This window comes from Marinomonas alcarazii, assembly GCF_003208215.1.
GTDB lineage: Bacteria > Pseudomonadota > Gammaproteobacteria > Pseudomonadales > Marinomonadaceae > Marinomonas > Marinomonas alcarazii.
The window spans coordinates 1005705-1018657 of sequence record NZ_QKLW01000001.1 but is presented as its reverse complement, the minus strand read 5'-3'; the positions used below and the strand labels follow the sequence as shown (position 1 = coordinate 1018657).

13 protein-coding genes are annotated in these 12953 nt (G+C 43.8%); 2 read left to right on the top strand and 11 right to left on the bottom strand.

The genetic code is table 11. The annotated features are described in order from the left end of the window. The first annotated feature begins 191 nt into the window (after nucleotides 1-191). Nucleotides 192-485 (top strand): hypothetical protein, encoded by a 294-nt coding sequence (locus DFP75_RS04580; RefSeq protein WP_217494962.1) that lies wholly within the window; start codon nucleotides 192-194, stop codon nucleotides 483-485. A gap of 103 nt (nucleotides 486-588) precedes the next feature. On the opposite strand, the gene yjjG is transcribed toward DFP75_RS04580, so the two are convergent. From yjjG to DFP75_RS04545, 7 genes are all read right to left on the bottom strand, one after another. Further along, nucleotides 589-1269 carry a pyrimidine 5'-nucleotidase gene (gene yjjG / locus DFP75_RS04575; protein WP_110572652.1) on the bottom strand — a complete coding sequence of 227 codons (681 nt, stop codon included), beginning with the start codon at nucleotides 1267-1269 and terminating at the stop codon, nucleotides 589-591. Between the two features lie 22 nt (nucleotides 1270-1291). Further along, the gene (gene yjjX / locus DFP75_RS04570) at nucleotides 1292-1855 is read right to left on the bottom strand and encodes an inosine/xanthosine triphosphatase (RefSeq protein ID WP_110572650.1); all 564 of its coding nucleotides are present in this window, start codon (nucleotides 1853-1855) and stop codon (nucleotides 1292-1294) included. Between the two features lie 81 nt (nucleotides 1856-1936). Beyond that, nucleotides 1937-3034, bottom strand: coding sequence for a chorismate synthase (aroC, locus tag DFP75_RS04565; protein ID WP_110572648.1), 1098 nt, complete (start codon nucleotides 3032-3034; stop codon nucleotides 1937-1939). A 3-nt stretch (nucleotides 3035-3037) separates the two neighbouring features. Further along, nucleotides 3038-3952 (bottom strand): 50S ribosomal protein L3 N(5)-glutamine methyltransferase, encoded by a 915-nt coding sequence (gene prmB, locus DFP75_RS04560; protein ID WP_110572646.1) that lies wholly within the window; start codon nucleotides 3950-3952, stop codon nucleotides 3038-3040. A gap of 53 nt (nucleotides 3953-4005) precedes the next feature. Beyond that, complete coding sequence (locus DFP75_RS04555) at nucleotides 4006-4770, bottom strand: hypothetical protein (RefSeq protein ID WP_110572645.1); 765 nt, start codon at nucleotides 4768-4770, stop codon at nucleotides 4006-4008. 170 nt (nucleotides 4771-4940) lie between these two features. Continuing rightward, the gene (gene sppA / locus DFP75_RS04550) at nucleotides 4941-5960 is read right to left on the bottom strand and encodes a signal peptide peptidase SppA (RefSeq protein ID WP_110572643.1); all 1020 of its coding nucleotides are present in this window, start codon (nucleotides 5958-5960) and stop codon (nucleotides 4941-4943) included. A gap of 2 nt (nucleotides 5961-5962) precedes the next feature. Beyond that, a complete protein-coding gene (locus DFP75_RS04545) occupies nucleotides 5963-6607 on the bottom strand; it encodes an HAD-IA family hydrolase (protein WP_110572641.1) in 645 nt (214 codons plus the stop codon). A gap of 67 nt (nucleotides 6608-6674) precedes the next feature. On the opposite strand from DFP75_RS04545, the gene DFP75_RS04540 reads away from it, so the two are divergent. After that, complete coding sequence (locus tag DFP75_RS04540) at nucleotides 6675-7091, top strand: MaoC family dehydratase (RefSeq protein WP_110572639.1); 417 nt, start codon at nucleotides 6675-6677, stop codon at nucleotides 7089-7091. Nucleotides 7092-7182: 91 nt separating this feature from the next. Here DFP75_RS04540 and DFP75_RS04535 read toward each other — a convergent pair whose 3' ends face one another. From DFP75_RS04535 to DFP75_RS04520, 4 genes are all read right to left on the bottom strand, one after another. Then, a complete protein-coding gene (locus tag DFP75_RS04535) occupies nucleotides 7183-7413 on the bottom strand; it encodes a formate dehydrogenase subunit delta (protein ID WP_110572637.1) in 231 nt (76 codons plus the stop codon). A gap of 83 nt (nucleotides 7414-7496) precedes the next feature. Then, a complete protein-coding gene (fdhF, locus tag DFP75_RS04530; protein ID WP_110572635.1) occupies nucleotides 7497-10367 on the bottom strand; it encodes a formate dehydrogenase subunit alpha in 2871 nt (956 codons plus the stop codon). A 2-nt stretch (nucleotides 10368-10369) separates the two neighbouring features. Further along, entirely contained in the window at nucleotides 10370-11938 is a 1569-nt protein-coding gene (locus DFP75_RS04525; RefSeq protein ID WP_110572633.1) for a formate dehydrogenase beta subunit, read from the bottom strand. Beyond that, nucleotides 11938-12435, bottom strand: coding sequence for a formate dehydrogenase subunit gamma (locus DFP75_RS04520; RefSeq protein ID WP_110572631.1), 498 nt, complete (start codon nucleotides 12433-12435; stop codon nucleotides 11938-11940). Before DFP75_RS04520 ends, DFP75_RS04525 begins: the two co-directional genes overlap by 1 nt. Nucleotides 12436-12953 lie beyond the last annotated feature (518 nt).

Here is a 12953-nt window from a genome sequence, read left to right as displayed (position 1 = left end):
CAAATATACACTATTTCCGATAATAACATTTATCGGAAATAGTGAGCGTTATTCCAGTCCTCTTAAGCGCCATATTTCTAAACTGTGCAAAAAAATTGCTCGTTAAATCATTTCGTCATTTTTCTGTAACGCAATTCTTTCATTATGAGTTTTTAACTTTTAAACAATCTACTTTTGTATAGGTGCTCTTAATGAACAAAAACAAACTGATTATCGCTGCTTTGCTTGCTGGATCTCTTAGCGCTTGCTCTTCAATGTCTTCTGACACATCTGCTTCAAAATACGATGTCGATGGATTCACTACAAAAGTTGAAGATGGACGCCTTTGGGTTTTTGAGGAAGGTTCTAAAGAATTAGAGTTCTTTAAAGAACATGGTGAGCCTGCAAAACAGTATACAAATATCGGTGCTGGTCCAGACGGTATGACGGTTAAATCCGCAAGCCAAGAAACTTTAGATAAGTATTTGTCTGCTACTAAAAAATAAATAATAAAGACGACTCAGCTAATATGCTTACAGTTAACCCCATATATACTCAGCAAGGTTTATATGGGGTTTCTTCATTCTGGGCTATTTAGCGCTAGATGCCCTATTTAGAATTTAACCAACTCTGTAACTCAACCAGTGAACGAATTTGGTGAGTTGGTGTTATTTCCTTTGGATGCTCTTTGTTGTGATGGTTAAGCCAACATGTATCAATGCCAAAGTTGTTTCCTCCTAAAATATCTGACTCCAAGGTATCGCCAACCATAAGTACGTGTTCTTTGTTTGGTGAGCCCATTTGCTCAAAAGCATGTTCGAATATTTTAGGGTGTGGTTTAGCAACACCAACGGACTCTGAAGTAACCACGGGTGCGAAATATGGTAAAAAACCTGTTCGCTCTAGTCGTACTGCTTGTAACTGGACAAAGCCATTGGTGATTATGCCCATCTTGATACTGTTTGCATGCAAATACGACACGAGTTCTACCGCGCCTGGTAATGTCTTACAGATTTCCGCCATAGCGTCTAGAAACTGTTTGTTAAGTTCTTTTGGGCTAATGGCCAGTCTATCGCTCCATAATTTAAAACGACGTGTTTGTAGTTGTTCTGCATTAATCTGATTATTTTGATAATCGAGCCAAAGCTGTTTGTTTACAACCTGGTATTCATCGTATTCGGTTTTTTCAAAAGCCACGCCATGTTGTGCAAACATGTGTTTTAAGCCAGCGAAATTATCGAAATGAAATAGTGTTTCGTCAGCATCAAATAAGATCCATTTATACTTCATTGTATGTACTTAATCTAACAGTTTAAAAATAATGTTCAGAGTGCAACGCTGGGGCCAATGCAAGCACCAGAGCTTCTGTGTAGACGCTTTCTCTTGTCGCTGCGTGATTGGTAAACAAGCCTATGGCGCCGCCTTTTTGCCGAATGTTATCCGTATTAAACAGGTCGTCCATAACCAGTCCCAATTCTTCATTGGATTGCAAGCGCTGATAAACTTTGTCTGGCAGAGGCAAATTTGCAGAACGGCCTGTCATTAGAAGACCTTCACTGTTTACAATGGCGACGTAAGCAAAGGTGGCTGCACCCTCCTCGAATTTATCAACACCGCCCTCCATTGCAACAAAGAAATTCATTACCTTGTCTTTACTATTTTCAAAGCAATAACGTGCGCGATTTTGTGCGCCAAGCCGAGTTTCCGCTTCTGACATGGGTTGCTCAGCAACACCAGACGGTGCATGCATTTCTTCACAATGAATGATGTGGTTTGGGAAAGCTTGGGTAAAAGCCTGTCTGGCCGCGTTTACTTTGACCGGATTCGTGGAACCAACGCGAATTCGAATGACAGTCGTTCCTAGTGTATTAGCCATTAATCGCCTCGTATTGAAATCATAAAAATAAAAAAGCCGCTATCTGCTAATAGCGGCTTGTTGTTTGGAATATCTGTAAGACTATGCTTGCCCTTTAATAATGGGCGTTGGGCAGACAACATCTGCATTTTGCGCTCTGTGTCTTAGCAAGTGATCCATAATAGTTAATGCGAGCATGGCTTCGGCAATTGGGGTTGCACGAATACCAACACAAGGGTCATGTCGACCTTTAGTAATGACGTCTATTGAATTTCCAGCACGGTCAATACTCTTGCCTGGAATCGTAATGCTTGACGTGGGTTTTAAGGCCATGTGCACAACAATGTCTTGGCCAGATGAAATGCCGCCCAAAACACCGCCGGCATGATTACTTAAAAAGCCTTCAGGTGTCATTTCATCACGGTGTTCGCTGCCTTTTTGTTCGACGACATCAAATCCGTCACCAATTTCTACGCCTTTTACTGCGTTGATGCTCATGATGGCTTTGGCAATGTCTGCATCTAAGCGATCAAATACTGGCTCGCCAAGGCCTGGCATTAAGTTTTTGGCAATAACGGTAATCTTTGCGCCAACAGAATCTCCTTCACGGCGTAATGCCGTCATGTATTCTTCAAGCTGAGGAATCGCATCAGGATCAGGGCTAAAAAAACTGTTGTCATAGACTTGGCTTAAGTCTTTCACTTCCAATTTGATTGGGCCCAGTTGAGACAAGAAACCTTGGATTTCAATACCGAATTGTTGTTTCAAGTATTTTTTCGCAATGGCTCCAGCCGCAACGCGCATCGCTGTTTCTCGTGCTGATGAACGACCGCCACCACGATAATCGCGAAAGCCGTATTTTTGATCATACGTGTAATCGGCATGAGCTGGGCGGAAAGTATCTGCGATATTGCCGTAATCTTTTGAGCGCTGATCAGTATTTTCGATCATTAATCCGATTGGCGTGCCTGTCGTTTTACCCTCGAAAACGCCTGACAAAATCTTTACTTCATCGGCTTCACGACGTTGTGTTGTGTGTTTAGAGGTGCCTGGTTTGCGTAGATCTAAGTCACGTTGCAAATCAGCTTCACATATCTCGATTCCTGGTGGGCAGCCGTCAACAATGGCTCCCAGTGCAAGACCATGACTCTCACCAAAGGTGGTGACCTTAAAAAGTGTTCCAAATGTATTACCAGACATAGGTTAATTCTGCTCTTGTAATAGTTCGCTAAGTTGTTCTTTAGTTAGGATAAATACGCCATTACCACCCTGCTCTAGTTCAACCCACATAAAGGGAATGTCAGGGTATGCAGCTTGTAACGCTACTTCGGTGTTTCCTACTTCGTATACTAATATACCGTCATCTTGCAAATAATGCGCGACTTGGGCTAAAAAATCATGGGTAAAACTCAGTCCGTCATCGCCAGATGTTAAAGCTAATTCCGGCTCATTGTGAAATTCTGCTGGCGCATTTGCAAAGTCATCAGCATCTACATAAGGCGGATTGCAGATAATAAGATCGTAGCGTTTGCCGGCTAAGCCTTTAAACATATCAGAATGAATTGCTTGCACTCTGTCTTCTACTTGGTGGCGAAGAATATTTTCATTAGCGACTAATAAGGCGGCTTCACTAATATCCGAAATGTCGACTTCAGCATCTTCGAATACTAAGGCGGCAGCAATACCAAGACAGCCTGAGCCAGTGCACATGTCCAATATATTTAATGGGTAGTTTTTTAGCCAAGGTGAAAATTCACTTTCTAGTAGTGAGATGATCGGTGAGCGTGGGATTAACGTATCTTTAGTGACTTTGAATGGCAGCCCCATAAACCAAGCTTCGCCTAATAAATATGGCAAAGGCTCGCGTTTGCTGATGCGTGTCTGCACAAGTTTAAGAAGGTGCTTTTTTTCATTATAAGTCAGTGCGCAATCTAACATATCGCGATCAAAATCTAGTGGAAGCTTTAGTGCGCCCATAACTAGATGAACCGCTTCGTCCCATGGGTTATCTGTGCCGTGACCGTAAAATAAATCAGCCTTTTGAAAGCGGCTGAATGTCCAACGAATGAAGTCTTTAATGGTGGATAAATCTCGAGTGGCTGTTTGTTTTTTGCTCATCTTCTCTTCTTAATAATGAATGCGCGAATACGGCGTTTGCCGCATTATAACGGTTATTGTTTCGAGCCTCTATCTTTGCGTTGCATGGTTTTCATAGAGTTGGTGAGTTCGTCGAGTTTTTTCGCCATCATTTGCCACTGTTGGGCCTCGTCTTTTGCTTTGGCGTTTTTAGACTCCTGCTGCGCTTCTATTAGTTTCTGATTCTCTTGTGATAACTGAGAAAGTCGATTGTCTTGTTTGGCTAAATCCACTTCTTTCTGTGCCAGGTTTATTCTCAACTCGGTATTGTCTTTCTGTGCCTGTTTGATCTGACTGTTTAATACCGCATTTTGAGCCATCACCTCTTGGTATCTTTGCTCATTAAGTGCAGATTTTTGCTTTAGTGTTTCGGCTTCGCTGCTTAATTTCTGGTGTTTTGATGCTAAAGCGTCGTATGCATCTTGTAATTCAACTAATGCTGATGACAAAGACAGATAACCACTTTGCGTTGCTTCTTGCTTACGTATTTGATGCTGCTCAATTTCGGACGATTTTTCATCGAGAAGTTGTCCAATATTTTGAGTCACTTCTCTTGAGAAGCGTTTGAAAACAGGAAGCAATACGTCATTAAGTTCACTTAATTCATTTTGCTGATGTTCTTTGTAGGTTTCTTCCCATTCGGTGATAGCGTTCAAAAAAGTGGTGTTTGAGCAGCGTCGCCCGTCCTTTTGCAGAAAGTAATCGGCCAGACGCGGGATATTCGGGAAGCTGTTTTTTTCAAGTAGGTCCCAACAGGCTTGGTGGATTTCTTCTCTTGCTATGTTTGCTTTGCGAGCCATTATTGCCATCCTGCTAAAATTAAATAAGTTATATAAATATTTTATCTTATTTATTAAAAGAATAAAATCAATCACTCCAATTCCATTGGTTATCAACATAAAGAAGAAAGTCACTTAATGTTAGACAATAAAAAAGCTCCCGAAGGAGCTTTGTTGTTTAGGATAATGATTTACTGGATGTTGGTAGTGCTTATGACTCTGGTTGCCAATTCAACACCAAATTCTTTGGCCAGTTCTTTCCATGTATCCTGTTTTGGTTCAAAAATAACGGGCTCAGCGTCAGGAAAACGCGTGTTCAATACATCGGTTACACTTGCTAAGCCGTCGATTAAACCAATCTTGATGGCTTGTGAGCCCGTGAATACCATACCGGAGAAGACATCGTCTGTTATAACCAATCTATCACCACGACCGTCTTTTACTGCGTTGATAAATTGTTGATGCGTTTCATCTAATACCGCCTGCCACTTGGTTTTGGCTTCTTCCGTCATGGGCGAAAATGGGTCAAGAAAGGCTTTGTTGCGACCCGCTGTAAAAGTACGTCGCTCAACGCCAATTTTCTCCAGTAAATTGCTCGCATCAAAGCCAGATGAAATTACCCCAATTGAGCCAACTAAACTGGCTTTGTCTGCATAAATCTCATTTGCCGCAGAAGCAATGTAGTAGCCTCCAGAAGCAGCCATATCCTCTACAACCACTAGAATTGGAATGTTTGGATAGTTTTTTTCCTTTAAACGAATGGCATCGTAGATAATGCCAGAATGAACAGGGCTTCCACCAGGGCTGTTCATTTCAATGATGACGCCTTTTAATCTAGAGTTGCTGTATGCAGCATCAAGCAAGGAAACAAACTCTGAAGACTCTATTTCGTTGTCAGTTCCAATGACACCGCGCATAGGTATCATGGCGACAATGTCCTCTTCTAATGTGACGTCTTGCAGGTTCGATTTAACAACCCAGCTCGCCATCACGGCTATAAAAATAGCGAGTGTGGTAAAACGAAAGAAGATTTTCCAGCGTCTAGCGCGACGCTTTTCAATCAGATTGTCATTGAGTGTTTTTTCGAGTAATGACCATATTTCTTTATTTGGGTCTGTGTCTGAACTTTCTGTTTTCTCTTTATTTTGCTCCAGCGATCCCTCGGCTTTTTTAAGTGACTGCTCGCGATCTTCGTCTTCTGTCCAACTCATTTTTATAGCCCTAAAATATTTGATAGTTGATTGAAATTATTAATTATAGCGTGCGGTTGGCAAGCTTTTAGTCGTTCTTCTTCATGTGCGCCGTAAGTCACCCCAACACTTTTCATACCGGCGTTGGTAGCCATCGTTAAATCATATTCTGTGTCGCCAATCATAATGGCGTGCTCTGGGAAAATGTCCAGCTCGGTTAATATTTGGTTGAGCATAAGTGGATCGGGTTTTGATATTGCTTCATCGGCACAACGGGAAGTAATGAAGTAGTTGTTCGTGTTCGTTAGAGACATGGCTCGATTAAGTCCGCGGCGGCTTTTACCGGTTGCCACTGCCATTTTGATACCGGCAGTATGGAGTTTATCAAGCATATTCATGACACCAGGGTAAGCTAAAGGCGGAACCTGATCTGATGCGACATAAAGTGTTTTGTAGTGTTCAATAATGTCATTTTGCATTTTTTGTGAACACTCAGGCCAGACTGTGCTGACTGCTTTATCGAGTGATAACCCTATAATGTTTTTGATAGTGTCTTTTGTTTTGACTGGTGCTCCTATATGGAGCCCAGCTTCCAGCATGCTGTGACAAATTTTATCGATAGAGTCGAATAAGGTACCGTCCCAATCAAAAATAACCAACTTAACCATAGATACCTCTTAAGAATAAATCGCTGAAAGTGTACCATAACCAAAATTGACAAAATAAGGATTGGTAATGACTACTGGTTATACATTAGAGCAACTTTCTATCGATCAAAGCATTGAATACCGCAAGCTGGTTACAGAGGCAGATGTCCATACTTTTGCAGAAGTGACGGGCGATACAAACCCTGTTCATTTAGATGCGGATTATGCTGCAACAACATCTTTTGGCAAGCCTATTGCTCACGGCATGTTAACGGCGGGATTCATCTCTGCTGCTATTGGCACGAAATTGCCAGGGCCTGGCTGCATTTACTTAGAGCAAACTTTGAAATTTCGCGCACCTGTTTTCATTGGCCAAGAAGTCGTGACAAAAATCACAGTGACTGACATTAACGAACGCCGTCGACGTGCAACGTTAAAAACGGTATGTGAGTGTGATGGAAAAGTTGTTGTGACCGGTGAAGCAACGATTATGCTGCCAGCGTAAATGCAATCGTGTCATCAAAAAGAGTCTTTACCTATACTTTAGGCTTTTGCATTACGAAAAAAACAAACCCCAGTAAAACTGGGGTTTGTGATTATCCTTCTTTCGACAGTTTCTTGCTTGCTAACAAAGCTGCAGGGTGAAGGCGTTCCCCCCCATCATTAACCACATAATCGTTTAAAATAACTTTCATCCGACGTGGCCAAAATTTCTTAACATGCCCAGCAATCATATCAGCAACGACGGAGTCATCACCGAGGCTGATATTGTTAATCGCAATCTGATTGATCATATCAATTAAGTGTTCTTGCTCAGTTTGGTGCATATCTTATTCTCGCTACCGCTGTCCTATTACAATGACTAATAGCGGCTGACCTTTTAGTAGGCTCAGCCGCATTAGTTTATTTATCACTCTTCACTAGCTGCTGCCACGGTGGCTTCAGCTAAAAACTTATGCTGACGCTGGTGATTCGCCACAAAGTCTTTTTGCCACTCTGAAGGTTGAGAGACTTTCTCAACTTGCACTGCAGTCACTTTATACTCAGGACAGTTCGTTGCCCAGTCTGAGTTGTTAGTGGTGATTACGTTTGCGCCGCTTCCTGGGTGATGGAAGGTTGTATACACCACTCCTGGCTGCATGCGCACACTGATTCGCGCCCGTAAGACCGTGTGCCCTGCTCGGCTCGTGATGCCAAGCCAGTCGCCATCACTGATGCCTCGTTCTTCCGCGTCATGAGGGTGAAGTTCCAATATATCTTCATCATGCCATGCTTGGTTGTCTGTACGTCGTGTTTGTGCCCCCACGTTGTATTGACTCAGAATTCGTCCAGTGGTTAACAACAACGGGAACTTGCGGTTTGCCCGTTCTGTCGTTGGTACGAATTCAGTGATAGCAAAATGTCCTTTGCCTTCTGGCATCGGGAAACTTTCCATATGCATTATTGGCGAGCCATCCGGGAACTGATCATTACAAGGCCATTGTAAACTGCCGTGTTTATCGAGTTTCTCGTAACTTACACCGGCAAAGCTCGGAGCCAAGGAGGCAATCTCATCCATAATTTCGGACGGGTGGTTATAGCTCATTGGATAACCCAAAGCATTTGCAAGATCGACGGTCACTTCCCAATCTTCTTTTCCTGCAACCGCGGGCATTACTTTGCGTACACGGTTAATTCGACGTTCTGCGTTTGTAAAGGTGCCGTTTTTCTCAAGGAAAGAAGAACCAGGCAACAATACATGGGCAAATTTCGCTGTTTCATTCAAAAAGATATCTTGAACAATGAGGCAATCCAATGCTTTTAAAGCGGCCTCAACGTGTTGGGTATTCGGATCGGATTGTGCAATGTCCTCACCCTGAACGTATAAGGCGCGAAATTGTCCCGCGATGGCGGCATCAAACATATTAGGAATTCGCAAGCCTGGTTCATCATCTAAACTCACGCCCCAAGCCGCCTCAAAGCGTCCACGTGCGATCGGGTCAGAAACGTGTTGATAGCCTGGTAGTTCATGCGGGAATGAGCCCATATCGCAAGAGCCTTGAACATTATTTTGGCCACGTAGTGGATTAACCCCTACGCCATCACGACCAATGTTACCTGTTGCTAATGCAAGATTGGCGATCCCCATTACCATGGTTGAACCTTGGCTGTGCTCGGTGACGCCTAAACCATAATAAATTGCGGCATTTGGCGCTTTAGCGAAGTTGCGAGCGGCTTCACGTACAGCTTTAGCAGACACACCAGTGATTTCTTCAACTTCCTCCGGCGAATTACGTTTTTCAGATATAAAAGCACGCCATTTATTATAAGCGTCGGTTTCACAGCGCTTGGCGATGAAATCGGTATCTTCTAACCCTTCGGTGATAACAACATGTGCCAGCGCGTTAACCATAGCAACGTTAGAGCCTGGACGAAGAGGCAAATGCAGTGCATTACCAAGGTGTGGCGTTTTCAACAAATCAATTTCACGTGGGTCGGCAACGATCAAGCTTGCGCCTTCACGCAAACGGCGACGCATCATAGAACCGAACACCGGGTGAGCATCCGTTGGGTTTGCGCCAATAACCAAAACACAGTCCGACTTCATAATCGAATCAAATGTTTGTGTGCCAGCGGATTCGCCTAACGTCTGTTTTAAGCCATAACCTGTTGGGCTATGACAAACACGGGCACAGGTATCCGTATTATTGTTGCCAAAGGCTGCACGAATCAGTTTCTGTACAAGGTATGTTTCTTCGTTGGTACAACGTGAAGATGTAATACCGCCTATGCTTTCACGGCCATGCTCTGATTGAATGCTTTTTAAGCGATTTGCTGCAAAAGAAATCGCTTCTTCCCAACCGACCTCTTTCCAAGGTTGGTCAATAGAATCACGAATCATTGGCGTTTTAATGCGATCGTTATGAGTTGCATAGCCAAAGGCAAAGCGCCCCTTAACGCAAGAGTGACCGTGGTTTGCATCACCACCTTTATCAGGCACCATGCGTACAAGTTGATCACCTTTCATTTCTGCACGGAAAGAACAACCCACACCACAATAAGCACAAGTCGTTACCACACTGTGTTCAGGCTGCCCTAATTCGATAATTGAATTTTCAGATAATGTTGCGGTTGGGCATGCTTGCACGCAGGCGCCACAAGAGACACATTCAGAATCCAAGAAGGATTCATTCTGTCCTGCAGCGACTTTTGAGTCGAACCCCCGACCATCAATCGTCAATGCAAAGGTCCCCTGAACTTCTTCACAAGCACGTACACAGCGAGAACAAACAATGCATTTACTGGCATCAAAGGTAAAATAAGGGTTTGACGTATCTTTAGGCGCGTCTAGGTGGTTTTCACCATCAAAACCGTAGCGTACTTCTCTTAGACCAACAGCGCCTGCCATATCCTGAAGTTCACAATCCCCATTTGCAGGGCATGTTAAGCAATCTAGTGGGTGATCTGAAATATACAGTTCCATGATATTACGGCGAAGCTTGGCTAATTTTTCATTTTGCGTCCAAACCTTCATACCTTGCTCTGCTGGCGTAGTACATGAGGCTGGAGTGCCACGGCGCCCTTCAATTTGGACGGCACAAAGTCGGCATGAGCCATAGGCTTCTAAGTTATCAGTCGCACACAGCTTAGGGATATTAATATCCATTAAAGCGGCAGCACGCATAACAGACGTACCTTCTGGAACGCAGGTTTCAACACCGTCAATCTCTAGCGTTACCAGCTTTTCACTAAGCGAGGCAGGTGTTCCGTAATCTTTACGTGGATCAAAATATTGCAACATGTCTAGACCTCCTCTATATTCGTGGTTGAAGCTGCGTTTTTCACAAAATCTTCTTTAAAATGTGTCATCGCACTTTGCACTGGGAATGGTGTCATGCCGCCCATTGCACAGAGCGAGCCGTCAACCATGGTTTCACACAGATCCGTTAATAGCGCAATATTGCTGTCCACATTCTCACCTGAACGAATACGATCAATAACCTCAACACCGCGAGTAGAACCTATACGGCAAGGTGTACATTTACCGCAAGACTCAGCCACACAGAATTCCATTGAAAATCGTGCTTGTTCACTCATATCGACGGTGTCATCAAACATCACTACACCGCCATGACCAAGTACGGCGCCTTCTTTTGCAAAGGCTTCGTAATCAAGCTGTGTATCCCATTGAGACTCTGGTAGATAAGCGCCTAACGGGCCGCCTACTTGAACCGCCTTTAAGGGGCGACCATTCCGTGTGCCACCACCAAAATCAAACATTAGTTCGCTGAGCTTTGGTCCAAAGGCTAATTCAACTAATCCGCCTCGTTTAACATTACCTGCTAACTGGAATGGCAAGGTGCCACGAGAGCGCCCCATACCGCAATCAGCATAGGCTTTCGCCCCCTGATCTAGTATGAAAGGCACGGCTGCAAGTGACAACACGTTATTGACGACGGTTGGTTGTCCAAACAAACCGACAATTGCGGGTAATGGAGGCTTGGCACGAACTAAGCCGCGCTTACCTTCAAGACTTTCAAGCAATGAGGTTTCCTCACCACAAATGTAAGCCCCTGCACCTAAACGAACTTCTAAATCAAAATGTTTGTCGCTGCCTTGGATGTCGCTACCAAGCAAGTTATTGGCATAAGCCAGAGCAATAGCTTGATTGAGTGTCTTGTAGGCCAGAGGGTATTCTGAGCGGAGATAAATATAGCCCTGGGTGGCGCCAACTGCTAAACCAGCAATAATCATCCCTTCGATCAACATAAAGGGATCACATTCCATTACCAATCGATCGGCGAAGGTGCCGGAGTCGCCTTCATCTGCGTTACAGACAATGTATTTTTGCTCAGCTGGTGCATTTAATACGGTTTGCCATTTGATGCCAGTTGGAAATGCTGCACCACCTCGACCACGCAAGCCTGATTCTTTCACTTGATCGACCAGTGCTTGCGAATCCATTTTGAGGGCTTTTTTTAGACCTTTGAAGCCATCTAAGTGTTGATAATCGCTCAAAGACAAAGGGTCTATCGCTCCGATACGTGCAAAGGTTAGGCGCTGTTGTTTTTTGAGGTACTCGATATCATCTACCAAACCGAGTGCTAAAGGATGCTCAACGTCGCCTTGCCAAAATTTGGCTGCAAAAAGGGATTCTAAATCGGCTTCTTTGACAGGGCCAAAACCAAAGCGACCCTTTGCAGTATCAACTTCTATTAAAGGTTCTAACCAATATAATGCCCGAGTGCCATTGCGTTTGATATCCAGTTCAAGGCCCTGTTCGCTTGCCATGATATTGATCAGTTTAGCAAGACGGTCTGCACCGAGTGCTTTCGCTGTCGTATCTGAAGGTATGTAAATACGTTGAACCATTATTGAACCTCCAAACGTTCAGTTTTTAAGCTGCTAATTAATTCATCGAAGCGTTGATTATCCATGTCGGCATAAACTTCATCGCCTACTCGAACAGAGGGGCCACAGCTGCAATTCCCTAAGCAGTAAACAGGCTCTAGGGTTATGTTGTAGTCGCTGGTCGTTTGATGGTATTCCACTCCCAAGGCGCTCTTAGCGTGAGCTTCTAAACGACGAGATCCTAAAGCCTGACAAGCCTCTGCGCGACAGACTTCAACGACATGACGGCCAGGTTGTTTGGTTCGGAAGTGATGATAAAAACTGATGACGCCATGAACTTCGGCACGACTTAACTTTAAAGACGACGCAATGAGTGCTACGGCCTCTTCTGGGATGTAAGAAAAGCGGTCTTGTATAGCATGTAAAAGTGGCAGTAAGGCGCCTGGCTTGGCCTTAAACTCATCAATGATGGATTGACCGACGGTAGGTTCCCAAATCACGAATCTCGGTGTAGTCATTATTATAAATCCTCCTACAACCGCCTTAGTCGCTAAAAACTCATACAGGCGGGAGTGTTATTTTTATTGTAGTACCTATTGATGCAAAGCACACATTCGCCCTGAACCAAAAAATAATACCTCATGATATTTAGGTGATATTGTCGCTTACTCACCATCATAAAATGTCGAGATTCAGACATTTCATCCCTGGTCGCATACGGCGTTCAATGTCGCAGGATCGCACATCCCCTCATATTCAACTTATCTCATTACGACATTTTATATCTTGAGATACGCACTCCCTGCTTCATTAAGGTAAGCGGGATTGAATCAATTATTCAATTGAAAAAATAAGACAATGCATTGGCATCTGATCTGAACTCGATAAAACGTCGTTATGACAACAGCTGTTGACGCTGGCATGCAATAGCGTAACAAGCAGCTGGTTTTTAATTGTGCTCACTTCGTACTCGTTTACTCAGTAGGAAACAAGGGCAGTATCTTCCAGACATATTGGATGAATATTCAGGCTAACG

Coding starts and splice junctions, on each gene's coding strand:
- DFP75_RS04525 (WP_110572633.1), bottom strand. CDS start 11,938: ATGGTTCAACGTATTTACATACCTTCAGATACGACAGCGAAAGCACTC.
- prmB (WP_110572646.1), bottom strand. CDS start 3,952: ATGAGCAAAAAACAAACAGCCACTCGAGATTTATCCACCATTAAAGAC.
- DFP75_RS04540 (WP_110572639.1), top strand. CDS start 6,675: ATGACTACTGGTTATACATTAGAGCAACTTTCTATCGATCAAAGCATT.
- DFP75_RS04555 (WP_110572645.1), bottom strand. CDS start 4,770: ATGGCTCGCAAAGCAAACATAGCAAGAGAAGAAATCCACCAAGCCTGT.
- aroC (WP_110572648.1), bottom strand. CDS start 3,034: ATGTCTGGTAATACATTTGGAACACTTTTTAAGGTCACCACCTTTGGT.
- DFP75_RS04580 (WP_217494962.1), top strand. CDS start 192: ATGAACAAAAACAAACTGATTATCGCTGCTTTGCTTGCTGGATCTCTT.
- yjjG (WP_110572652.1), bottom strand. CDS start 1,269: ATGAAGTATAAATGGATCTTATTTGATGCTGACGAAACACTATTTCAT.
- fdhF (WP_110572635.1), bottom strand. CDS start 10,367: ATGTTGCAATATTTTGATCCACGTAAAGATTACGGAACACCTGCCTCG.
- DFP75_RS04520 (WP_110572631.1), bottom strand. CDS start 12,435: ATGACTACACCGAGATTCGTGATTTGGGAACCTACCGTCGGTCAATCC.
- yjjX (WP_110572650.1), bottom strand. CDS start 1,855: ATGGCTAATACACTAGGAACGACTGTCATTCGAATTCGCGTTGGTTCC.
- sppA (WP_110572643.1), bottom strand. CDS start 5,960: ATGAGTTGGACAGAAGACGAAGATCGCGAGCAGTCACTTAAAAAAGCC.
- DFP75_RS04545 (WP_110572641.1), bottom strand. CDS start 6,607: ATGGTTAAGTTGGTTATTTTTGATTGGGACGGTACCTTATTCGACTCT.
- DFP75_RS04535 (WP_110572637.1), bottom strand. CDS start 7,413: ATGCACCAAACTGAGCAAGAACACTTAATTGATATGATCAATCAGATT.